Genomic DNA, 23,688 nt, shown 5'->3' on the forward strand with positions numbered 1-23,688 from the left:
AAAAAATGTAACAATGTAAGATTTTGAGTTGAGGTGAGGAGGATATTCTCGAGTAAATGGCCAAGGAATCTGAAACTTCTTCTCGCTTTAAAACTCAAAAACAAAATGAAAACAAATAACAAATTAAACAAGACCGTGACTGTTAACGGCATGATGGCCGTTACAAAGAGTGAGTTGGAAATGGATTATGTGCAGTTCCTGCCAGATAATCCGAGTATAGGACAAACAGACGCATTTCGCGGGCGGGGCTTAGGCCAGTTGCTGAGAAATGGCTCGTTTGAGTTTGTGCGTATCAAGCGATTGCGCCATAAGCCTGAATTTAAAGGTGATTACGCTAGTTTGTCGTTTGGTGCAGATGGCAACGATCGCATAACATTTGTGGTGCCTAACGAACTGCGCGCACAGCTACCCACCATCCTGCGAAAGGGTATTTGCCCAATCATTAAACACCTGCAAAAGAAAGGATATAGTAAATGATTTACCGCATAATTAATAAGGGTAAGAAGTTTGCTTATCTGGTAAAGAATCGTGAAGATTTCTTGGCGCTCAGAAACACCAAGGAGAATCTGGAGAACTTAGCTAAAGCGCGCAAAGGTGACGAGAAAGCCAAGGCCCAATTGGTGCAGTTTGCTTATAACATTGGTGTATTGAAAAGCTCGGCTTTGGCTGGTTGCAAGAGCATCGGCAGCTACTTTTTCCACGATGTGGATTGCTACGATGCCGAACAGAGCTCAGCAATGGCACAGCAGATATTGGCCAAGAAGGATGAGATTGGCTTGATGATGCTGGAGAAAAGTGCGAGTGGGGGATATCATCTGGTTTGTAAGCGTCAGCCTGGCACTACCATCTTAGAGAACCAAGTGCGCATTTCTACTATCCTTCTGATTGAAATGGACACTAATGTGCATGATTTACAAAGGGTTTCGTTCAGTTCGAGTGGCAATGAAAATGATTTACTTTATCTTGATGACGAGCTGTTTAGTGAACCAATGACGGTTGATGAGTGCGAGGCGGAGTATGCCCGATTGAAAGAGCGCGAGCGTAAAGGTGAAGAGCAGGTGCCGGCTGGGGCTAAAAAGGCACGTAAGCATTATAAACCGTGGTTAGAAGAATTAGGCACGGATGACCGCGCGAATAGCCGCGAGAGCCGTGACGAGGGACAGGGCCCAGTCACATCCTGCGACAGGGACCAGCCCCTGGTCACAGCACCAGTCACAGCAATCGATGAGCGGGTGAGGTTTGTGATGGAGGCGGTGTTGAAGGCTAAGGGGCTGGAGAAGTCGGACTTTACGGATATTGGTGGTAGGCACAATGCGGTGAAGATATTCCTAAGTGGTGCCAACCAGTTGCTGAGTAAGGAGGAGGCCAATGGGGCATTGGCTGAACTGATGCCTGAACACTGGACTGATGAGAACATACAGGCGTGCGTGGCTGACTTCTATGATAAGTATTACAACCCCTCACGAAAGTTGAATAAGGATGAGGAGGCGATATTTACAAAGAGTAGGAGACTGGGTGAGGACAAAGAAACTGAAGTGGGTGAACATTCAAGTCCTATACCACCTGAGATGCCGGCAAAGCTACCGAAACTGATTAAACTACTTACCAAGAATACCCCCAACCAATACAAAGCTGCGGTGGCGCATGCGGTGTTTCCATCGCTTGGCACACATCTGAAAGAAGTGGAGTTTGAGTACACTGATCACGTGAAGCATGAGGCCACGCTGATGAACTGCCTGATGGCGCATACGGGCGCAGGTAAAGGTTGTATCGATGAGCCTATCCGTCATATCATGGCCGATATCAAAGCCCGTGATGCGGAGAACACCCGAAGAGAGGCCGAGTGGAAAAAGGATTGCCAGAAGAAGGGTGCCAATAAGGATAAGCAGGTGCGCCCCGAAGGACTGGTGATACAAGAGATTGATCCTGATATGACCAAGCCCGCATTGGTTACCCGCATGGACGAAGCCGAGGGGCACTTTGTATATGTAAAGCTGAACGAGATTGATTTGTTTGAACAATTGAAAGGTCAGACTGGCAAGCAGCATTTCCAGCTGATGTGCTTGGCTTTCGACCCAGGTGCCGAGTTTGGTCAGACACGTATCGGTACACAGAGTGTAACAGCCAGACCAAAGTGTAGATTCAACTGGAACGCTTGTACTACCATTCAGAAAGGTCGTCGCTTTTTCAGTCGTGTGCTCACCGATGGTCCTATCAGCCGTATCAACTTCTGTACCATCCCAGAGATGGAGATTGGAGCAGAGCAGCCCATTTACGGCAAGTACGACGAGGCGTTTGATGCTGAACTGAAAACGTATATCGACAACCTCGTGTCGGCTCATGGCGTAGTTGACTGTCCGCAGGCATTCAAACTGGCTAAAAAGCTACAGGAGGAATGTGCTGAATTTGCCCGATTGTCGCAGGACGAAACCTACTGGAACCTGTCGCATCGTGCCATTGTGATAGCCTGGTTAAAAGCCTGTGTGCTGTACGTTGCCAATGGCTGCCAATGGGAAAAGACGATTGAAGATTTTGTCCGTTGGAGTCTGCAGTACGATCTCTGGTGCAAGATGCAGTTCTTTGGTGAAGATATTGAAAAAGCCAACCAAGAAGGCGAGCGCATAGGAACTCGAGGCCCTCGTAATCTGCTGGAGCTGTTGCCTGATGAGTTTACGATTGACGATGCAAAGCGCGTGCGATTGCAACAAGGCCTGAATGCAGGCTATAAGGAAACTGCACACATGGTTAGAACTTGGCGTATGCGAGGATACTGCGCACAGAGCACAGAGCACAGTTTTGTTAAGAGCGAGAAATACAAAGAAAAATGTAAAAATTAAAAAAAGAGAAAATGTAAAAATGGAAATAGTACAGTTAAATAGTAATGCAAATCTCTCCGAGCACTTTTTGCTCGGGGAGTTCACGAGGAGCAGGCGGTCATGCCTACCGAAAGATACAATATTTTAGCAATTGTACAACAAAACTTGTTAAAATCTATTAAAACGGATTTGTTTTCGGATTAAAATATGTACTTTTGCCCATGAAATAATAGGTAGAAAAATTAAATGTAATTAAGATGAATAATCATTCAGTTGTAGGTGCTAAAATCAAGGGCCTCAGAGAAACCAAAAACCTCACATTAGAGGAAATCGCAGAGCGCAGCGGATTGTCCGTTGAGCAGATCCAGAGTATAGAAAATGATGTGAACCTGCCATCGCTAGGTCCGCTGATTAAGATTGCTCGTGCCTTAGGCGTTCGCCTGGGTACATTTATGGACGATAATGATGCCCTTGGACCTATTGTTTGTCGCGCCAAAGATCGTGAGAAGGATAGCAGCATCAGCTTCAGCAACGGAGCTACAGATGCACGTAAGCACATGGAGTATCACCCATTGGCACAGCAGAAGGCTGGTCGCCATATGGAGCCATTCGTAATCGATATCAACCCCGAGGAGAATCCCAACTTTCAGTTGAGCGACCACGAGGGTGAGGAGTTTATCTACGTGATGGAGGGTGAGGTAGAACTGGTGTACGGTAAGGAGACTTACCACCTGACTGAGGGTGACACCATTTACTACGACTCAATCGTGAAGCACCATCTGCATGGAGCTCCCGGAAAGAGCGCAAAAATTCTGGCAGTAGTTTATATTCCTTTCTAATTGAGTGTTGATCGTTTAGTATTTAGAGTTATGAGCAACGTAAGATTAGATATGGCGGGCAGACCGCTGCCCGATAGAACATACCCTGCTGAGACTGGCTCAGAGGGATACAAGCTTTGGGAAAGAACTCTGGGCGAATGGCTGGAGTACTGGGCTGAAACTACTCCTGATAAGGAATACATTGTATATTCGGATAGAGACCTGCGTTTTACTTGGAGCAAGTTTAACGAGCGTGTGGATAATCTGGCTAAAGGCCTGATTTCTATTGGCGTGAAGAAGGGCTCTAACGTGGGTATCTGGGCCACCAATGTGCCCGATTGGCTTACTTTCCTGTATGCAACCGCTAAGATTGGTGCCGTGCTGGTAACAGTTAACACCAACTATAAGCAGAACGAGCTGGAGTATCTCTGTAAGGACTCGGATATGGAAGTGCTCTGCATCACCGATGGTACATGGGATTGTAACTATGTAGATATGACCTACACCATGCTGCCAGAGCTGAAGACTTGCGAGCGCGGACATCTGAACAGCGAGCGATTCCCATACCTGAAGAATGTAGTATATATCGGTATGGAGAAGTATCGTGGTATGTATAACACCGCCGAACTGCTGCTGCTGGGACAGAACATTGAAGACGAGACGCTGAATGAGATGAAGAAACAGGTGAGCTGCTACGATGTGTGCAACATGCAGTACACTAGCGGTACCACTGGCTTCCCTAAGGGCGTGATGCTCACTCACCATGGTATCTCTAACGACGGTTACTTTACTGGCGAGAATATGGGCTTTACGCAGGACGATAAGCTCTGCGTGTGTGTGCCTCTGTTCCACTGCTTTGGTGTGGTACTGGCCACGATGAACTGTCTGACCCATGGCTGTACCGAGGTGATGGTTGAGAAGTTCGACCCACTGGTGGTGCTGGCTTCTATCCATAAGGAGCGTTGTACCGCCGTTTACGGTGTGCCCACAATGTTTATTGCCGAGCTGAACCACCCGATGTTCTCGATGTTCGACCTGAGTTGCCTGCGCACAGGTATCATGGCCGGCAGTCTCTGTCCTATCGAGTTGATGAAGCAGGTGAGCGAAAAAATGTATATGACCATCACCAGTGTGTATGGACTGACTGAGAGCTCGCCTGGTATGACGCAGACCTGTCTGAACGACAGCTTCGAGCAGCGTTGCACTACTGTAGGTCGCGACTATCCATTTGTGGATGTGAAGGTGCTCGACCCAGAGACGGGCGAGGAGTGCCCCGTTGGTGTGCAGGGTGAGATGTGCTGTAAGGGCTTCAACGTGATGAAGGGCTACTATAAGAATCCTCAAGCCACAGCCGAAGTAATCGACAAGAACGGCTATCTGCACTCAGGCGATCTGGGTGTGAAAGACGAACAGGGATTCTATAAGATTACAGGTCGTATCAAGGATATGATTATTCGTGGTGGTGAGAATATCTACCCACGCGAAATCGAGGAGTTCCTGTATCACATGCCAGGCATACGTGATGTGCAGGTGGCTGCTGTACCTTCAAAGAAATACGGCGAGGCTGTGGGTGCCTTTATCATCCTGGAAGAGGGTGTTAAGATGACGCCTGAGGATGTGCAGCTGTTCTGTAGAGGCAAGATAGCACGCTACAAGATTCCTAAGTACGTGTTCTTTATCAAGGAATTCCCGCTCACGGGATCGGGCAAGATCCAGAAGTTTAAACTGAAGGAAATGAGCCTGAAGCTTTGTGAGGAACAAGGAATTGAGGTCGTTTAGACAATGGAAAATTTAATAACTGGAGCCTATGACGAAAAGATACTTGTTAATACTACTAACGGCGCTGCTGTCGGTGATGACAGTAGAAGCAGGGTTAGTGTCACCGCGTCGTTTCCGTATCTATACGTCGGCTAATGGTCTGGCAGATAACAGTGCCCAGACCATTCATTGCACACGTACGGGACGACTGGTGATTACCACCATGGGACAGATAAACTTCTATGATGGGTCAACTTTTACCTATATCGACCCTATCGAGGAGAATGTATATTCCCTTTCTGAATATCAGGGCAACTACCATCTCTACTTTGACAAGTATCATCACATGTGGCTGAAAAACAACCACAGCGTGACGTGTGTTGATTTGCTGGTGGAGCGTTTTGCCAAGTCGATTGAGGATGTGTTCCGTGAGTTTGGGGTAAACGAGCCTGTAAACGATCTGTTTGTTGACGAAAGTGGTGTGGTTTGGCTGCTGACACAAAACGGCCTGTACTCCGTTGCTACCAAGAAATATATCGTCCCACGCAAGAATCTGAATCTGCAGGATGTTGAGCTCTTTAAGGGTAAGTATGTGATGCTGTTCTATGCGAATGGCTTGATGGATGTGTACGACGTAGCTACCGGTAAGAAAGTGAGCGAGAGCCGCCCTTATGCTGATATGGATGCCCGCCATTTTGATGTGTCGTCGCGGGTACTGACGGATAGTACATCTAATCGTGTGTACCAGTTGCGAAACGGTGCGACCGATGGTGTCCTGCTATCGTATAATATGGCTAAAAAGGAGTGGACTGAGATTCTGCGCACACCTTACCACCTGAACCATTTAACCAGGCGCGATTCGATATTGTACGTGCCTTGTGAGCAGGGATATTGGACATTCAACGTGAATAACGGTGACTTGAATCATGTTGAGGCCATCCTCCTTGATTCTGGCCAGGAACTGCATACCGACATCAACGTGATAACCTTTGATAAGCAAGGTGGCATGTGGGCTGGTACAGAGAAGCGTGGACTGCTTTATTCGAGGCCCTATAAACCGCCATTCCAGACCTATCGGATTGGAAGTGCTGAGGCAGGTAAGCTCAGTGCCATGATGAAGAACATAGACGAGAGTCCGCGATTCCGTAATCGTCGTGTGAACTGTGTATTCAAGGACTCGCGTGGCTGGACATGGGTGGGCACCCCGCAGGGTCTGCAGGTATATCGTCGTGAGAGCGATATGCTGCCACAGGTATATACCACCAAGGATGGACTGTATAACAACATCGTACACTCGATAACTGAAGACCGTCTGCACCATATCTGGGTAGCCACCAGTTATGGTATCTCAGTGGTGCTGTTCAAAGAGGATGGTCACGTGCATTATATCAACAGTTATAATCAGTATGACCATGTGCCCAACGAGGTGTTTGTGAATGGTAAGGCCATCTGCCTGCCTGATGGAGAGATAGCTATGCAGTCGCTCGATCATGTGGTGTTGTTCAATCCTGAGAAGATGACTACGCTGGATAGCGATTATCCATTCAAGATTTATCCTAAGCTTATCAAACTGATGGTGAACGGTATCGATGTGCTTCCAGGAACAATGATAGATGGCAAAGTGATCCTGGATAGGGCACTGAGCCGCACGCGAGAACTGAATCTGAACTACGATCAAAACTCGCTCACGCTGACATTCTCGGCACTCAACTATTTCCGCCCTCAGCAGACATTCTATCGCATCAGGATGTTGGGATTTGACGATGAATGGCGTGTGATGTCATCATTCAACTCAGAAGGTACGGTGGATAAGAATGGCTTGCTGCATCTGCCGCTGATGGCTCTGCAACCTGGCTCGTATGCCTTGCAGATACAAACCTCGCTGGCACCCGACGTGTGGGATACCGAACCCTATGAATGGATTATCAATGTGAGTGAGCCTTGGTGGCGCACCACGGGTATGTTTGCCGGACTGTGTGTTGTGTTGTTGGCACTGCTCTTTGTTAATCTGTATTACTATATGCGCAATGCCAACTTACGTGCACAGCGCAATAGCGAGGAGTTGGGACTCATCAAGCGTATCTACCAGTTCGTGGAGCGCTGCAACTCTCATGTAGAGATTCTGGAACCAGGACCTGAGGAATACAGCACCGACAAGATTGACCCGCAGTTTGAACTGGAGCCAGAATTCGTGGCTATATTTAAGAAGATAGTACCACTGGTGGAGGTTGAGAAAAAGAAGAAGATGACCATGCGCCGACTGAGCAATGCTGCTGGTGTGGATGGCAAGACCTTCTACTCGCTCATTACGGCTAATATCTATAAGAGTCCGCATTCGCTCATCAAGCAGGCCCGCTTGTTGCAGGCTGAGCGTATGCTGCGCAATACGAAGGCTCCTATCGATGTGGTGGCCAAGGAGTGTGGATTTGTATCGGCCAACTATTTCATTGGCTCGTTCTTCCAGATGTACCACGTCACTCCCGAGCAGTATCGCAGAAAGCGCTAAGTCGCCAGGTGCGGTCGGTAGTACCTTTATAATAAATCAATGCCTCATATTGATTCTCTGTCTGGTAGTAGTTGCCCTCGCTGGGTAACAACTGCCCGTCGGCTGTGAGGTATTGGTAGTTATAATAGCCTTGTTTCTGCAGAATGCTGGCTGTGTATTGTTCGTTCACAGGGTCGTAATACAGCATGTAGTCGTCGGTGCCGGTAGCGGTAGTCCAGCGGCCGCTGATATAGATAGGTCCTTGGCGTGGCACGCGCAAGCGATAGTTTACCCATACATACTGACCTGTGGTGCTGACTTCATGGTAGTCGCTGTTGCGAATACAGAAGGCACCGTTGGCATCCTCATCATATAGGTAGTTGGGGCGGGGCGCATCTACAAAGGTATAGGCCTGATAGTTCTCGCCGTCCCAGGTGATGTGATCGATACCCATCGTGGGATGACTCACATCCAGCACCTCGAACTTTCGATACTCGTTGCCTGCATCAAAGATGAGTTGGCGGTTATGCGTCCACTCCAGACCATTGCGGGTGATGATGTCGGGCTTGACGCCTTGACGCATCTGGTGCTGCTGGTGGTTCTGCATCACCACGGCATAAATCTGTGTATCGGGGTTGGTCACCGGCAGGCGACCGTAATCAAGCGTCATCGTCACCTGTTGGTGGCTCACTCGGGTGTCGATATCGGTGTTGGGCGAGCTACTCAGACTAACGCGCATGGATTGTTCGGTAACCATAAACTCGGTTACCAACACCTCACGGTTGTCATCATCCTCGTCCAGAATATACAGACGGTAGTTGCCACTTATTTTCAGCTGGCAGCGATCGTTGGGCAGCTGCAGCTGGTAGTGGGTATAGGGCACGATGGTATTCACCGAGTGTGCGTAATCCTCTATGGGGTTGTTGTTAAAGCCTGTCAGCCAGTCGCTTTCAAATAGCTCTTCGGATGGTGTCCAGTCGGCTTCGCAATGTTCTAGTCGATACACATAGCGATGGTAGTCGTGCGACAGTTCGTCGAACTCTACCGTGAGCACATCATCGCTGTTCAAGCGCATCACGGGTGCATTCAGCCAGTTGCCATTCACCATTGTCACCAGTGTTTTGATGTTGGGCTGGTTGATGTGGTTTTCGGCTTGCGCAGCTAGAGGCAGCAACCACAGCATGAGTAACAGGCAGCGGTTGATCATCGGCGGCGTTCGGTAATGATTCCATGACGATAGGCATACAGCAGCTCCTTGAGGTCGGCTATCTGACTGCGCAGTTCTTCGCCCTTATCGGTGTCGGCTACCAGCATGCGGTGGGTCGACATCTCCACAATCTGTGTGGTTGACTTAATATCAATCTCGCGCATAATAGCGTCGCGGGCAGATGTGAATGGCTCGTGCTGCACCAGTTGGAATCCGCGTGAGTGATATACCAGCGTGTAGCCGGCAATACCCGTCTCCTTATGATAGGCTTCGCTGAAACCGCCGTCGATAACCATCAGTTTGCCGCCTGCCTTGATGGGGTTTTCACCTTTGGAGGCATGTACAGGCACATGACCGTTGATGATATGACGCACACGGCCTTTCACGCCGAAGGCGTCAAGAATACGGTCGCACACCTCCTCGCTGTCGCGCAGTTTGAAGTAGTTGCCTTTCTCCTCTTTGAAGGTTTCCTTATCTGTCAGGAAATAACGTTCAAAAGTGGCCATCTTCGACTTGCAGAACAAGGGTGAGTCAACACCGCACCACAGATATAGGAAATAGTCGCGGGCATATTCCCTGTCGATAGAGTCGGTTTGGAAAGCCTCGCGAACCATCATGCCGATGTTGTGCATGAGCTCCTTGCCAGCAAAACGTTTACCTGGGTATATCTCAATCTCCTTGAGCGAGCCGTCGTCGTTGAGAGGGATAGCGGCATGGAACAGCAGGTTAGAGTTGCTGATGGCATACATGCAACCATGTGAGAGCAGTGTGCGCACGTGTTTCTGCAGTTTTTCGCTGATGCGGAATGAGTGGTGCAGTTTCTGCATCAGATCCACCTCCTCGGCAGTGAGCTTGTTAGGATTCTGTGGATCTACTGTGGGGAAGTTGCAACTCTTCATCTCATACTGTTTGCCGTCGAGGGTGCAAAGTCCCTTCTCGTAGTCTATCGTGCTGAGCATGCAGCGATGCTGCATCTGCCACTCCGGGCGTCGCATAAAGATGGCAGCCTCGGTCTTGAACTGCAGCACGGCAATGGCCTTGTGCATCTTGGCGGTGAGCTGTTGTGTCTTTTCATCCATCGTGTTGCCCGGCATCAGCTTTGGTTGGAACTCCAGACAAGGGTCATCACCATAGACATCGAGTGCAAAGGTGGCCAATGGCACCAGGTTGATGCCATACTCTTCGATGGTGGTGAGGTTGGCATAGCGCAGACAGAGGCGCAACACGTTGCAGATGCAGGCATCATTGCCGGCCGAGGCACCCATCCATAGCACGTCGTGGTTTCCCCATTGTATGTCCCATGAGTGATATTGGCGTAGTGTGTCCATGATGATGTGTGCGCCAGGTCCGCGGTCGTAGATGTCGCCTAAGATGTGCAACTGGTCGATGGCCAGACGCTGGATGACATTGCAGATGGCACAGATAAAATCATCAGCACGACCTGTAGAGATAATCGTATCTACGATCACGTTTACATAGGCGGCCTTATCATTGTCGCTCAGGCTTTCGTGCAGTAGCTCCTCGATGATGTACGCAAAGTCCTGTGGGAGCGATTTGCGTACCTTTGAACGTGTGTATTTGCTGCTGACGTCGCGACACACTTTCACCAGTTGATGAATGGTGATGCGATACCAGTCTTCGATATCCTGTTCCTGTGCTTTGATAAGCTCCAGTTTTTCTTCTGGGTAGTAAATCAGGGTGCACAGTTCCTTCTTTTCGCTTTCGCGTATATTGTTGCCAAACAGCTCATTCACCTTTCGCTTGATGTTACCCGACGCATTCTTCAGGATATGGCGGAAAGCCTCGCTCTCGCCGTGGATATCGGCCAGGAAGTGCTCGGTACCCTTAGGTAGCGCCATGATGGCCTCGAGATTTATAATCTCGGTAGAGGCATCGGCTATCGTGGGAAAGGATTGTGATAGCAGTTGCAGATAGTGTAGATCAGTTTCTTTATCTGAGAAGTGTTTCATATCTTCAAGTGGTTTTTAAGATGGTTGCGCAGTTGGTTGGTAAGCCGGTCGTCAAGCGGGTCGATGGGCATGTAGCCCTCATCGAGCAGCACCTGTTCCTTGAGCACCTGAATCAGTCGGGCTGCCCGTTTGGTCAGGTTGGCATCTTCTAGTGCCTCGGCCAGTTTATCGTCGTTCACGTTTTCACGATATAGCTCGCGTGTTAGTTCTATCAAGTTGAGTAGGGTAGGCACCTTGAGCACCTGTCGTATCATGCGCAACAAATAATCGGTTTCATCGCCCTGATAGTCGCCGATCAGTTCTTTGATGGGTTGTGGGGCATGATATTTTGGTGGAAAATAGGCCGCTATCCGTGACGTGTCGATCAGTGGCATGTTCAGGTCGAGGATGCGTATGCCGTAGTCCACATAGTTGCGTATGTTTTCATGATCGGCAAAGATGAGCAACCGGCGCCAGTCAATAAGTCGGTCGTCAATCTCTGAAGTGTCAACCCATCGCTTGTCGCCTAGGATACCAGCCTTCAGGATGCCCGAAAGTGCTTTCAGGGTGTACTGGTCCATTTGCTCTAGCGTATTAGAGTCGAGCACTTTCTGGTAGATGGCAAATGTCTGGGCTGCCATCTCAGCAGGGGTGATGGTGTTGGTGGTGACAGCATTGTGCACCTCCTCAACGCGCGGGTTCCATCCCAGTTTCATAAAGCCAAGACGCTCCATCTTGCCTAGGGTGATGACGGCATAAGCCCCTTCGATAAACTCGCTCTGCACCAGTGACATGGCTGCTCGCTGCTGTGCAGGCAGCATATCGAGTGCAAAGGGTTGCAACTGTCCATGTGGAGTTACTACGCAGCGTATGTTCAGTTTGCGGGCACACCGCATGGCTTTGGTTTGCACTATTTGGTTAGCGCCATGTATGTGTATGATGTCGGCCTGCATGTCGCGAGCTTGCTGGTAGAAGGATTTGTTGTTGTCGGCCACCATGACGGTAGCGCTCTGTTTCAGTCCTTCTACCAACAGCTCAACATGACGCTGTATAAGCTCAAGATTCTTTGGGTAGATATGTAATACGTTCATAATGACTCGCAAAATTCTTCCAGAATATTCGCCAGCGTATCATCTGTCGTTCCACAAACGACGGTCTGAGTTCGTAGTATTTCAGGATATTGATAGCCACATCCTTGCGTACTATGATAAAATTATAGCGCCCCCAGCGGAAATTGCGTCGCTTACGGATGCGCACTTTCTGCAGCAGGCGTTCTATACGTACAATGTGGTCTTCGGCCTCATGGTAGTTGGCAAAAGCCTGCAGTTTGATGCCCTTGCGATTCAGATAGCCCAGTGTCAGGTCGGCACTGGCATCCATCGTGTTGCTGATAGCCTGCAGAATATCTTCGGCCACGGGCTTGTTGTTGATGTTAGTAAAAATAATCCAATCATTCTTGGCCGCCTTGACACCAATGTTGAAAGCCTGCTTCTTGCTCAGCTTGTGGCCTTCTGATTTGGGCAGGAAGGTGGTGTAGAGGTTGGAATAGTCTTTTTTGAAGAGCTTCAGCACATCTGAAGTCTCATCAGTAGAAGACTCGTCGATCACGATAACCTCATAGCCAGGCTCGTATTGCTGAGTGAGAAAAACCGGCAGGTTTTCTCTCAGCTCATACGCCTGGTCGTATGCGGTCATGATGATCGAGAATCTTCGTTCGTTACTGCTCATTTTTCAATTCTTGAATTCTTTTAAAGTTCGTCGCTCATATAGCCTTTAGGCAACTTGCGACAATTGTACTGCGACGCCATAATCTCGCCGTAGGCACCAGCCGAGCGGATGGCCAGCAGGTCGCCGCGCTTAGCCTTGTTCAGGTCTATCTGTTTGGCAAACACATCGGTGCTCTCGCAGATGGGGCCTACCACGTCGTAGGTTTCTGGAGTCTCGTCGCTGGTGATATTTTCTATCTTGTGATAAGCCTGATAGAGCGCAGGGCGAATCAGATCGGTGAAACCGGCATCTACGATGGCAAACTTCTTGACGGCACCTTCCTTTATATATAAGGTGCGTGTAATCAGGCTTCCGCACTGTGCTGTAACGGCTCGTCCCAACTCGAAATGCAGTGTCTGTCCAGGCTGCAGCTTGAGCTTCTTGGCATAAGTGTCGAAATAGGCCTTGAAGTCGGGGATGGGCACACGGTTAGGGTGCTCATAGTCGATGCCAAGACCTCCACCCACGTTGATGTGCTCTACGCGGATACGATGGCTGATGAGCTCCTGCTGCAGTTCGTTCACACGATTGCAAAGGGCCTCAAAGTCGCCCATGTCCAGGATCTGCGAACCGATATGGAAGTGCAGGCCCACAAACTTCACGTTCTGCATCTTCTCTGCCTCACGAATCACTTTCACCATATCGCTCATGGCGATACCAAACTTATTCTCGGCCAGTCCTGTAGTGATGTTGGCATGAGTGTGAGCACCTACATTGGGATTCAGTCGGAAGGCCACACGAGCCACCTTGCCTTGCTGGGCTGCCAGCTCGTTGATCACTTCGAGCTCGGGTATGCTCTCTACGTTGAAGCAGAAAATATCGTTGTCCAGTCCGAGTTTGATTTCCCAATCACTCTTGCCTACGCCTGCATATACAATTTTCTCCTTGGGAAAGCCTGCTTTGATAGAGGCTTCTACCTCGCCGCCACTCACGCAGTCGGCTCCCAGTCCGGCTTCGCGGATGATGCGCAGGATGCGTGGATTGGCATTGGCCTTTATGGCATAGTGCACCACAAAGCCTTCGTGCTTGCTGGCCTCTTGATTAATCGTTTGTAGCGTCTGGCGCAGCAGAGCTGTGTCATAATAGTAGAAGGGAGTCTCAATGTCCTGAAACTTTTCTACTGGGAATATTCCTTTAGTCATTGTCTTGTTTGTTCTTTCAATTCTTAATTCTTAACTCTTAATTCTTAACTCTTAATCCTTAAAAATCGTGTCGCTCAATTTCTGCAGCGCGCGTTTCTTGTCTTCCTCACGAATCAGGAATGAGATATTGTAGTTTGAACCACCGTAGCTAACCATGCGAACGGGGATGTCCTTCAGGGCATCGAGTGCGATGGTCTCAAAGCCAACGTTGCTCCAATCCAGGTCGCCCACTACGCAGATGATACACATGTTAGTATCTACGTTTACGGTGCCATACTTCTTCAGCTCGTCAACAATCTCACCCAGGTGGGCTGAGTTGTCGATACTCATTGACACACCAACCTCTGAGGTACAAACCATGTCGATAGGTGTCTGGTAGCTTTCGAAGATTTCGAATACCTTGCGCAGGAAACCAGTAGCCAGCAGCATGCGGCTCGACTTGATTTTGATAGCAGTGATGTTGTCTTTAGCAGCGATAGCCTTGATCTTGCCATACTCAGTCTTGTTGCTGATGGTTGTTCCCTCGGCATCAGGATCCATGGTGTTGAGCAGACGTACGGGGATACCAGCATACTTGGCAGGCTGAACGCATGTGGGGTGCAGGATCTTGGCACCAAAGTAAGCCAGCTCGGCTGCCTCTTCGAAGTGCAACTGGTGTACAGGCTTGGTGTTATCTACCACGCGTGGGTCGTTGTTGTGCATGCCATCGATATCAGTCCAGATCTGGATTTCTTCGGCATTAATGGCAGCACCAATCAGCGAGGCTGTATAGTCGCTACCACCGCGCTGCAGGTTGTCAATCTCGCCATAAGCGTTGCGGCAGATGAATCCCTGTGTGAGGTAAACCTGAGACCCCTCGTTCTCTTTCAGGAGAGCGGCCAGTTTCTCTTTGATATATACAGGATCGGGCTCTGCATTCTTATCGGTGCGCATAAAGTCGAGCGCGTTGAGCAGAGTGGCCTTGATGCCAATCTCGTTCATGTAGTTAACCACCATGTTGGTGCTCATAATCTCACCCTGAGCCACAATACTCTTCTCCTCGAAGCTGGTGAACAGCTCTTTGGTGAATGAGCGCAGATAGTCAAACTCGCTCTTCAGGAATTCGCGGGTTGCGGCTTTGGTCTCCTCCTTGCTGTAGAGTTCCTCTACCACCTTGTCGTATTTCTGCTCCAGGCGGTTGATAACCTCGTTGGCGCCATCAGGGTTCTTTTTGTAAAGATAGTCTGAAATCTCCACAAGACTGTTGGTGGTGCCTGCCATAGCTGAGAGCACTACGAAAACGGGTTCGTTAAACTTGGTAACAAGTGCTGTTACCTCCTTCATTCTCTCTGGTGAGCCGACGGATGTTCCGCCGAATTTCATTACTTTCATAAGCCTTATTTTTTTAGTCTCAATCGTCAATTTTCAATTTTCAATTTTCAATCTTCAATTATATCAAGCCTTTGGCTTTATCACCACTTGCTCTATCTTGCCATCCTGGCACTGGAAAGCCTTGCCTGGATATTTGTTTACCAGCGCAATGTTGTGGGTTGACATAATGACTGCAGTGCCAGTGTCGGCAATGCTCTTTAGCAGGAGCATGATGTTGTCGGCAGTCTCCTTGTCAAGGTTGCCGGTAGGCTCATCGGCCACGATGAGTTGTGGATGGTTCAGGATGGCACGTGCTATCGCCACACGCTGCTGCTCACCGCCCGACAGCTCGTTAGGCATCTTGTCGGCTTTGTCGCCCAGGCCAATCATCTCAAGCACCTCGGCTATACGGTCATTGCGGCGCTCCTTGTCACGCCAGCCTGTGGCTTTGAGCACAAACTCCAGGTTCATGAAAACCGTGCGGTCGCCCAGCAACTGGAAGTCCTGAAACACCACGCCAACTTCGCGGCGCAGAGCAGGAATCTCCTTGCGGCGAATGGTTTTTAAGTCGTAATCCAGCACTGTAGCCTCGTCGGCCTCGTCGATATCAAGGTCGCAATAGAGTGTCTTGAGAAGTGTACTCTTTCCAGAGCCTACGCGCCCGATGATGTACACCAGTTCACCCTCGGCCACTTCGAAGTTAACGCCGTGCAGCACCTCAATGCCGTGTCGCTGGTAGATATTTGCGTTCTTATATGATACTAACATAATTGTCAATTATTTCATTTTTCCTGCTGCCTTGGCTGCTCGGCGCTGCTTGTCCCAGTTGGGGTCGTGGCGCTTGTGCAACTCGTCGGCCACCTGCTCTATGCGGAGATGCTTGCTGGCCAGCAGCACGGTCAGGTGGTAAATCAGGTCGCTAGCCTCGTAAACCAGGTGCTCGTCGGTGCCGTTGGTAGCCTCGATGACAGTCTCAAGCGCCTCTTCGCCCACCTTCTGAGCTATTTTGTTGATACCATCCTTAAAGAGTTTGGTGGTATATGAGCCCTCGGGCATCTGCTCGTGGCGCATGTTGATAAAGTCCTGAAGCTCGGTGAGGAAGAGTAGGGGATTGCTCTCGTTGGTCTCGCCCCAGCAGGTGTCGGTGCCTGTGTGGCAGGTAGGACCGTCGGGAGTGGCTTTCACCAGCAGTGTGTCGTTGTCACAATCCACCATGATATCCACCAGATGCAGGAAGTTACCACTGGTTTCGCCTTTGGTCCAAAGGCAGTTGCGACTACGGCTCCAGAAGGTCACCTTGTGGGTGGTGATGGTCTTCTGATAGGCCTCTTCGTTCATATAACCCAGCATGAGTACGTTCTTGGTCTGGGCATCCTGGATAATGGCAGGAACAAGTCCGCCACCCTTTTCAAAATCTATCTTCATTACTTCAATTTTTACATTTTTACATTTTTGCATTTTTACATTCTTACATTAATGCCTTCTCCCTTGAGGTAGGCCTTCAACTCGGGAATGGGAATCTCGCCGAAGTGGAACACACTGGCAGCGAGCGCTGCGTCGGCATGACCTTCAATAAAGGTGTCGCGGAAGTGCTCTTTCTTTCCTGCGCCGCCACTGGCGATGATGGGTATAGAGAGGTTGTCGGCCAACTGTCGCAGGGCTTCGTTGGCATAGCCTTCTTTCACACCGTCGTGATCCATCGAGGTGAAGAGAATCTCTCCAGCTCCGCGCTCCTGTGCTTCGTGAGCCCATTCAAACAAGCCGCGCTCTGTGCGCTCACGTCCGCCCTTCAGATAGCAATGCCATCCATCGGCATCCAGTCGGGCGTCGATGGCACACACGCATACCTGCGAGCCGAAACGGTTGGTTATCTCATCAATCAGTTCTGGGCGGCGGATGGCAGCGCTGTTCACGCTCACCTTATCAGCACCGGCATAGAGCAGTCGCTCCACGTCGGCTAGCTCATTGATGCCTCCACCCACAGTGAAAGGTATGTTTATCTCTTTGGCCACACGTGTCACCATGTCGGTAAACGTTTTACGGCCCTCAAAGCTGGCTGTGATGTCGAGGAAACAGAGTTCGTCGGCTCCCTGCTCGCTGTAGGCCTTGCCCAGCTCCACTGGGTCGCCCGCCGAGCGCAGGTTCACAAAGTTGGTGCCTTTTACGGTCTCACCATCTTTTACGTCCAAACAGGGTATAATTCTTTTTGCTAATCCCATAAATCGTTAACTTCTTTTTCTATCCCTGTAATTTCACTAATTCCTTCAGATCTATTTTACCTTCATAAATGGCCTTTCCAAACACCACGGCAGGTACGCCGATGGCATCCAGAGCCTTGATATCGTCGATCGACGACACACCGCCGCTGGCTATCAGGTGCAGATCGGGATATTTCTTCATCACGTCAGCATAGAGTTCAAAGGCAGGTCCGGTCAGCGTTCCGTCTTTTGATATATCTGTGCACAATACGTTCTTCACGCCGGCATCCACATATTTCTTGAGGAAAGGCAGCAGGTCTTCGGTAGAGTCATCTTTCCATCCGTTGATACTGATTTTACCGTTGCGCACATCGGCACCCAGGATAATGCGGTCGGGGCCGTATTTCGAGAGCCACCAGGTAAAGAGGGTGGGCTGTGTAACGGCTATCGAACCGATGGTCACCATCTTGGCACCAGCTTTGAATGCGGCCTCAATGTCGTTATGCGTTTTGATGCCGCCACCAAAATCCACAGTCAGACTGGTTTCAGAAGTAACCTGCGAGAGCACCTTGCTGTTTACTATATGTTTTGATTTGGCGCCATCCAAATCAACCATATGCAGGCGCTTGAAACCGATGCGTTCAAACTCGCGTGCCATTTCAATAGGCTCGCCGTATTCACTCTTCTGGTCATAGTCGCCCTTGGTCAGGCGTACGCACTTACCAGCAATGATGTCGATGGCAGGAATCAGTTCTATCATAGATCTATAAAATTTTTAATGATTTGTTCACCCACGCGACCACTCTTTTCGGGGTGGAACTGGCAGGTGTAGAAATTGTCTTTGTGCATAGAGGCCGAATAGGGCAGGATATAGTCGGCTGTAGCGATGGTCTCCTTACACAGAGGCACATAGTACGAATGCACGAAGTAAACGTAAGGAGCCTCACCTAAATTCTTAAGAATGGGGTTAACTGTCAACTTTAACTCGTTCCATCCCATGCATGGCACCTTGTCTTCGTGGCGCTCTGGTTGGAAACGCTTCACTTCGGCATCAAAAATGCCGATGCAGTCGGTGTCGCCCTCTTCAGAGTGCCGGCACAGCAGTTGCTGTCCCACACAGATGCCGAATACGGGCTGCTTCAGGTCGCGGATCACTTCATCCAGTCGGCGGGCTCTGAGATAGTCCATAGCCTCGCCGGCATGTCCTTGTCCGGGAAACAGTACCTTATCGGCCTTCTTAAGCAGCTCGGCATCGTCGGTCAGCAGGGGGTCGATGCCCAGACGTTTCAAGGCATTGACAACCGAATAGATGTTGCCGGCGTTGTATTTTACTATTGCTACGTTCATTTTAAATTCCTTTTAACTTCCTTTCCATTCCTAGCTAAAAATGATTGTTTTGTTTTTGTAGGTGAGGATTTTGCGCTGGATATGCTTGCTTACAGCGTGCGAGAGCACAATCTTCTCCAGGTCCTTTCCTTTGAGCACAAGGCTCTCGGGGGTGTCCTTATGGGTGATGCGCGTCACATCCTGCTCGATGATAGGTCCTGCATCCAGCTCAGCTGTTACGTAGTGACTGGTGGCGCCTATAATCTTCACACCGCGCTCGTAGGCCTGATGATAGGGCTTGGCGCCGATGAATGCAGGCAGGAACGAGTGGTGGATGTTGATGATGTGGTGAGGATACTCAGCTATCATCTCATCGCTGATAATCTGCATGTAGCGGGCCAGCACGATAAACGAGATGTCCTCCTTCTTGAGCAGCTCCATTTCGGCCTTCTCTACCTCCTCCTTGTTGCTGTGGTCTTTCTTGATGCTCCACACATAGTAGGGGATGCCGAACTGATCGGCCACGTAGCGCAGATCCTCGTGATTGGATACAATACAAGGAATGTCGCATTTGAATTCGCCAGCCTTCCATCGTGCCAGCAAGTCGTACAGACAGTGGCTCATCTTAGATACGAAGATAGCCATACGTGGACGCTTATCGCTGAAGTACAAGCTGAATTTCATTTGGTAACGCTGCGCATAGAGGGTGGTAAGATAGTCATAGAGCTTTTCGCGAGGAATCAAAAATCCGTCCAGTTCCCATTCTATACGCATAAAAAACATACCGTCAACCTTATCCACATACTGGTCAAGGTAAACGATATTTCCCTTATTGTCGGTAATAAACTTAGTTACTTCCGAAATAATGCCCTGCTGATCAGGGCAGTGGAGTAGCAGAATTGCTGTTGTTTCCATCTGTCTTACTTATTTTTTTTACCTATAAAATTCAAGGTGCAAAGATACAAAAAAAGATTGTAAAATTGCACTTATTCGGAAAAAAGTACTAATTTTGCACCCGAAATCATAGAATTATTGCATAAATATGGAATATATGTCGCAAGAGGGCTGGGATAAGCTCGTAAATGAACTGAAACAGTTGGAGACTGTAGATTTGCCAGCCTGCAAGGATGCCATCAGCGAAGCTCGCGATAAGGGCGACCTGAGTGAGAACTTTGAGTATCATGCTGCCAAGCGTGAACAGGGCCGTCTGCTGGGCCGTATCAGCTTCCTGCAGAAGGTGCTGGAGAATGCCCGTGTGATTGATACCGCTCTGTTGGGTAAGGACTGCGTGGGTTTGCTCAGTAAGGTAGAGATGACCAATTTGAATAACAATGCCAAGATGACTTACACCATCGCCAGTCCGCATGAGGCCAACCTGCGCGAGGGTAAGATCAGTATCAAGTCGCCCATCGCTCAGGCCCTGCTGAATAAGAAGGTTGGCGATGTGGTAGAGGTGCGTGTGCCGGCTGGTATGGTGAAACTGAAGATAGAAAGCATAACGTTAGAATAATAACACAAAAATTATGAAAAAGATTGTATTGATTACTGGTGCCACAAGTGGCATTGGCGAGGCATGTGCCCGCAAGTTTGCCCAGAATGGTGACAAGGTGATTCTTACTGGTCGTAACCAGGCTCGTATGACAGCTATTGCCGATGAGTTGAAGGCTCAGGGCACCGAGGTGCTCACTTTGATGTTCGACGTGCGCGACCGCGAGGCTGCCCGTCAGGCCATCGAGGGTCTGCCTGCTGAGTGGCAGGAGATCGACGTGCTGGTAAATAATGCTGGTCTGGCCTTAGGTCTGGAGCCAGAGTATGAGGGTGCGAGCGACGACTGGGATGGTATGATTGATACCAACGTGAAGGGTCTGCTCACGATGACCCGTCTGATTGTGCCCGGCATGGTGGCTCGTAATCGCGGTCATGTGATTAACATGGGTTCGGTAGCAGGCGATGCTGCCTATGCTGGCGGTAATGTATATTGCGCTACCAAGGCTGCTGTGAAGGCGCTGAGCGATGGATTGCGTATCGATGTGGCCAACACTGCCGTACGTGTCACCAATCTGAAGCCCGGACTGGTAGAGACCAACTTCAGCAATATCCGTTTCCACGGCGACGAGGAGCGCGCTGCCAATGTGTATAAAGGCATTAAGCCGCTGACAGGCGACGATATTGCCGACGTGGCTGTTTACGCTGCCAACGCTCCCGCTCACGTGCAGATAGCCGAGGTGCTGATCCTGGCCACCCATCAGGCAAGCGGAAGCGTAATCGTTAGAAAGTAAATATACCCGTAGCGCTTATTGCGCTGTGGCTTGCTTCATCCCCTCAACAAACTTGGCCTGCAATTTCAGCGCCAGGGTGTTGTGGGGATTTTGTTTGAGTGCCCGCTCATAATACTGCATCACGTCGAGATAGTATTTCTGTCCGTTCTGGGCAGGGTCTTGCACGATGCGCACCATGAGCAGGAAACCGCGCAGGGTATTGAGGTCCGACTGGTCGGCACCTTTCAACTGTGCCATCTGGTCGATGGTTTCCTGGGCTTGGGTCAGCATCTGCTCTGTCTGTGGCGCATGAGGGTAAGTGATGGCGTAGTTCAAACTGGCTAAGGCCAACTGATACTTCGGTCCAACACTGTCGGGCTGCATGGCTTCCAGGCGTTTCAGCATGCCAATCTGGTTGAGCATGTCGTCGGCCGATGGCTGCTGGGCATGAAGGTTCATAACGCTTACAAAAACTAACACTACTGTAGCAGCTATGTGCTTAAAAATTGCACTAAGTGCGATTCTAAAAATTACTGATGTCATAAGCTTTATTATTTTTAAGTGAAACAAATATAGCGATGTAGAAAAATCGGTCTCTCGAAGAGGTGACGGCTCGGCCTGCAGCGTCATAGGCATGGATGTTGGTACGCCCTAGCAGATTGCTCATCGAGGTATAGATGATCACCTTGGGTGAGAGCAGATAGGTAAGGTTTACATCTACGCTGTTGTAGTGAGGCGTGGTGCCGGTAGCAAAGTGTCGGCCAGTGGCATAGCTTTCGGCCAGTCCGACGATCAGTTTGCCTAAGTTGTATTTGGCAGTAAGTCTCAGATTATGGCGCGAGGCAAAGCTAGGTGTGCGCATCTGGGTGTAGTCCTGATACAGTCGCTCAGAGTCGTTGAACGAATAGGCCAGTGTGGTGGTGAGTCGGTGGCTGATAGAGTGGTCTTCCAGATACACATCCACACCGCGACTATTACCGTGTCCGCTGCGGATCCAGACACCCTGCTGCAACAGGGGCAGGTGCTGATAGTGCTTGTAGTAAGGCTCTATGCGCAGTAGTGATGATCCCTGTTTGTATTGCACCGACAGGATGGCGTGTTGGGCGGTGCTCTGTGCCAGTGTGTAGTGGCTTTGTGCCAGCTGGTCGTCATTGGCAGTCTGACTGTAGCGTCCTGCCACGAGCGACAGCTGCCATTGCTTGTTGGGCAGATAGCTCAGCGTGGCTCTTGGCATCAGCAACCACTGTCGGCGCATATTCTCCATGCGCACCGATGTGTTCAGGAATAGCTTGGGTACGATGCGCCATTGGGCATCGATATGGGCTGCCAGCAGGTTGTAGTCGATGGTGTAATGATGGGGCTCCAGACTCAGCGTGCTGTGGCGCAGATAGTTCTCAATGCCTGCCTGCAACTTCAGTTGCTGGTTCACCGTCTTGCGCAGTTCTGTCTTCAGGTGGAGTTCGCTGCGGAAGTTGCGATAGCAGTCGCCAGCAGCAACGGCATCATCGATATGATTCCATACGGCCGACTGGGCGATGCCTGCAAACAGGGTGTAACCATGAGCCATACTGGTTTTATAGGTCATGTTGGCATAGAGGTTGTGCTCTTTCAGACTGATGAATCGGTCGTCCTCGTGCAGACCTACCGATGTGAGATCGTAGCCCACATAAGATTTCAGCACCCCTCTGCCCATGAATTCATGCTTGTATTGCGCCTCGCCCGACAGTTTGCGATAAGGTCGTGTGAAATCTTCGCGCTGACTGAACAACTGGTCGTAGAGGCCCATGCTGGTCAGTGCGGCATTAAACGACAGGGCACTGTTGGTGAATGCCTTGGTGCCGCCGATGTTCCAATCCACCAGCGATGCACTCACACCCAGTTTGTCGCTCGTAGCCATGTCGGTGGTCTCCATGGGCAGTACGGCACTCAGTGCCTGTCCATATTCACCGCCATAACCTCCTAATGAGAAGTTGATGCCCTTGAAGAGAAAAGGTGAGAAGCGTCCGCGAACAGCAGTATTCTCGGTATTGGTGCTGTAGGGTACGAGCACGTGCATGCCGTTGACAAATGTCTGGCACTCCTCGCTCTCACCGCCTCGCACGTAGAGCTTGCCGTCCTCGCCCACCTTCTGTGTGCCGGGCAGCGACTGCAAGGCTGCCACCACGTCGCCACATGAGTTGCCGCTCATCACCACGTCGAGCGCATCCATCGTTTTGAAGTTGTCGCTCTTGCCAAAACTGAAGGTACTGGCTGTCACCACCACCTCGTTGATGCTGGTGGCGCGCTCTTTCATGCATACCTCTATATCGTGCAGGCTGCTGGCAGGGGCAGTCAGGGTGTAGTCGTCGTAACCTATATAGGTGGCTTTCAGTGTCAGCTGACCCGTCTTGCTGGTAGTAAAACTGAATCGTCCCAGCGTGTCGGTGAGACAGCCGTCGGTGGTTCCTAAAATAAATACGTTGGCGGCGGGCAGCGGTGCGCGTCCGTCGGTCACTGTGCCTGTTACGATGGTCTGAGCCTCCATGTGGCAGACTGCCATCAGCATGATTACGATATGTGCAAATGTCTGTTTCATGCCGCAAATGTACGGCAAGTTTTTCATAGCTCCAAATTT

Annotated in this window: 21 protein-coding genes; 7 read left to right on the top strand and 14 right to left on the bottom strand. The window is 50.0% G+C overall.

Translation table 11 applies throughout. From position 1 onward, the window contains the following. Positions 1–105 precede the first annotated feature (105 nt). The 5 genes from T360_RS0107820 (at position 106) to T360_RS0107840 (ending at position 7,898) form a co-directional block, all read left to right on the top strand. Entirely contained in the window at positions 106–477 is a 372-nt protein-coding gene (locus T360_RS0107820; protein ID WP_028912284.1) for a hypothetical protein, read from the top strand. Further along, positions 474–2,837 (top strand): hypothetical protein, encoded by a 2,364-nt coding sequence (locus T360_RS15765; RefSeq protein WP_051523466.1) that lies wholly within the window; start codon positions 474–476, stop codon positions 2,835–2,837. The genes T360_RS0107820 and T360_RS15765 overlap by 4 nt, the downstream gene beginning before the upstream one ends. A gap of 236 nt (positions 2,838–3,073) precedes the next feature. After that, on the top strand, positions 3,074–3,655 hold the full coding sequence (locus T360_RS0107830; RefSeq protein WP_028912285.1) for a helix-turn-helix domain-containing protein: 582 nt from the start codon (positions 3,074–3,076) through the stop codon (positions 3,653–3,655). Between the two features lie 51 nt (positions 3,656–3,706). Continuing rightward, positions 3,707–5,413 (top strand): AMP-binding protein, encoded by a 1,707-nt coding sequence (locus tag T360_RS0107835; RefSeq protein ID WP_051523476.1) that lies wholly within the window; start codon positions 3,707–3,709, stop codon positions 5,411–5,413. Between the two features lie 28 nt (positions 5,414–5,441). Further along, positions 5,442–7,898, top strand: a complete 2,457-nt coding sequence (locus tag T360_RS0107840) for an AraC family transcriptional regulator (protein ID WP_081772737.1) — start codon at positions 5,442–5,444, stop codon at positions 7,896–7,898. Here T360_RS0107840 and T360_RS0107845 read toward each other — a convergent pair. From T360_RS0107845 to purU, 12 genes are all read right to left on the bottom strand, one after another. Then, the gene (locus T360_RS0107845; RefSeq protein WP_028912288.1) at positions 7,867–9,084 is read right to left on the bottom strand and encodes a DUF5103 domain-containing protein; all 1,218 of its coding nucleotides are present in this window, start codon (positions 9,082–9,084) and stop codon (positions 7,867–7,869) included. The genes T360_RS0107840 and T360_RS0107845 overlap by 32 nt on opposite strands. Then, positions 9,081–11,054 (bottom strand): fructose-bisphosphatase class III, encoded by a 1,974-nt coding sequence (locus T360_RS0107850; protein WP_028912289.1) that lies wholly within the window; start codon positions 11,052–11,054, stop codon positions 9,081–9,083. The genes T360_RS0107845 and T360_RS0107850 overlap by 4 nt, the downstream gene beginning before the upstream one ends. After that, positions 11,051–12,124: a glycosyltransferase gene (locus T360_RS0107855; RefSeq protein ID WP_028912290.1), complete on the bottom strand. Its 1,074-nt coding sequence runs from the start codon at positions 12,122–12,124 to the stop codon at positions 11,051–11,053. The genes T360_RS0107850 and T360_RS0107855 overlap by 4 nt, the downstream gene beginning before the upstream one ends. Then, complete coding sequence (locus T360_RS0107860; protein ID WP_028912291.1) at positions 12,090–12,761, bottom strand: glycosyltransferase family 2 protein; 672 nt, start codon at positions 12,759–12,761, stop codon at positions 12,090–12,092. Before T360_RS0107860 ends, T360_RS0107855 begins: the two co-directional genes overlap by 35 nt. A gap of 20 nt (positions 12,762–12,781) precedes the next feature. Continuing rightward, entirely contained in the window at positions 12,782–13,942 is a 1,161-nt protein-coding gene (lysA, locus tag T360_RS0107865) for a diaminopimelate decarboxylase (protein ID WP_028912292.1), read from the bottom strand. Between the two features lie 51 nt (positions 13,943–13,993). Then, positions 13,994–15,313: an aspartate kinase gene (locus T360_RS0107870; RefSeq protein WP_028912293.1), complete on the bottom strand. Its 1,320-nt coding sequence runs from the start codon at positions 15,311–15,313 to the stop codon at positions 13,994–13,996. A 63-nt stretch (positions 15,314–15,376) separates the two neighbouring features. Next, positions 15,377–16,060 (bottom strand): cell division ATP-binding protein FtsE, encoded by a 684-nt coding sequence (locus T360_RS0107875; RefSeq protein ID WP_028912294.1) that lies wholly within the window; start codon positions 16,058–16,060, stop codon positions 15,377–15,379. 9 nt (positions 16,061–16,069) lie between these two features. Next, the gene (gene hisIE, locus T360_RS0107880) at positions 16,070–16,717 is read right to left on the bottom strand and encodes a bifunctional phosphoribosyl-AMP cyclohydrolase/phosphoribosyl-ATP diphosphatase HisIE (protein WP_028912295.1); all 648 of its coding nucleotides are present in this window, start codon (positions 16,715–16,717) and stop codon (positions 16,070–16,072) included. A 35-nt stretch (positions 16,718–16,752) separates the two neighbouring features. Then, positions 16,753–17,511, bottom strand: a complete 759-nt coding sequence (gene hisF, locus T360_RS0107885) for an imidazole glycerol phosphate synthase subunit HisF (RefSeq protein ID WP_028912296.1) — start codon at positions 17,509–17,511, stop codon at positions 16,753–16,755. Positions 17,512–17,530: 19 nt separating this feature from the next. Then, positions 17,531–18,250 carry a 1-(5-phosphoribosyl)-5-[(5-phosphoribosylamino)methylideneamino]imidazole-4-carboxamide isomerase gene (gene hisA, locus T360_RS0107890; protein ID WP_028912297.1) on the bottom strand — a complete coding sequence of 240 codons (720 nt, stop codon included), beginning with the start codon at positions 18,248–18,250 and terminating at the stop codon, positions 17,531–17,533. Beyond that, the gene (gene hisH, locus T360_RS0107895) at positions 18,247–18,837 is read right to left on the bottom strand and encodes an imidazole glycerol phosphate synthase subunit HisH (RefSeq protein WP_028912298.1); all 591 of its coding nucleotides are present in this window, start codon (positions 18,835–18,837) and stop codon (positions 18,247–18,249) included. The genes hisA and hisH overlap by 4 nt, the downstream gene beginning before the upstream one ends. Positions 18,838–18,867: 30 nt before the next feature. Next, positions 18,868–19,731 (bottom strand): formyltetrahydrofolate deformylase, encoded by an 864-nt coding sequence (gene purU, locus T360_RS0107900; RefSeq protein WP_028912299.1) that lies wholly within the window; start codon positions 19,729–19,731, stop codon positions 18,868–18,870. 127 nt (positions 19,732–19,858) lie between these two features. On the opposite strand from purU, the gene greA reads away from it, so the two are divergent. Further along, positions 19,859–20,326, top strand: a complete 468-nt coding sequence (greA, locus tag T360_RS0107905; protein WP_028912300.1) for a transcription elongation factor GreA — start codon at positions 19,859–19,861, stop codon at positions 20,324–20,326. A gap of 13 nt (positions 20,327–20,339) precedes the next feature. Beyond that, positions 20,340–21,095 carry an SDR family oxidoreductase gene (locus T360_RS0107910; RefSeq protein ID WP_028912301.1) on the top strand — a complete coding sequence of 252 codons (756 nt, stop codon included), beginning with the start codon at positions 20,340–20,342 and terminating at the stop codon, positions 21,093–21,095. Between the two features lie 15 nt (positions 21,096–21,110). Here the strand turns inward: T360_RS0107910 and T360_RS0107915 are convergent, their stop codons facing one another. Beyond that, complete coding sequence (locus T360_RS0107915; RefSeq protein ID WP_197019288.1) at positions 21,111–21,554, bottom strand: hypothetical protein; 444 nt, start codon at positions 21,552–21,554, stop codon at positions 21,111–21,113. Positions 21,555–21,597: 43 nt separating this feature from the next. Beyond that, positions 21,598–23,649 (bottom strand): TonB-dependent receptor, encoded by a 2,052-nt coding sequence (locus T360_RS0107920; RefSeq protein ID WP_028912303.1) that lies wholly within the window; start codon positions 23,647–23,649, stop codon positions 21,598–21,600. Positions 23,650–23,688: the final 39 nt, after the last annotated feature.

This window comes from Prevotella sp. MA2016 (genome assembly GCF_000619825.1).
GTDB lineage: Bacteria > Bacteroidota > Bacteroidia > Bacteroidales > Bacteroidaceae > Prevotella.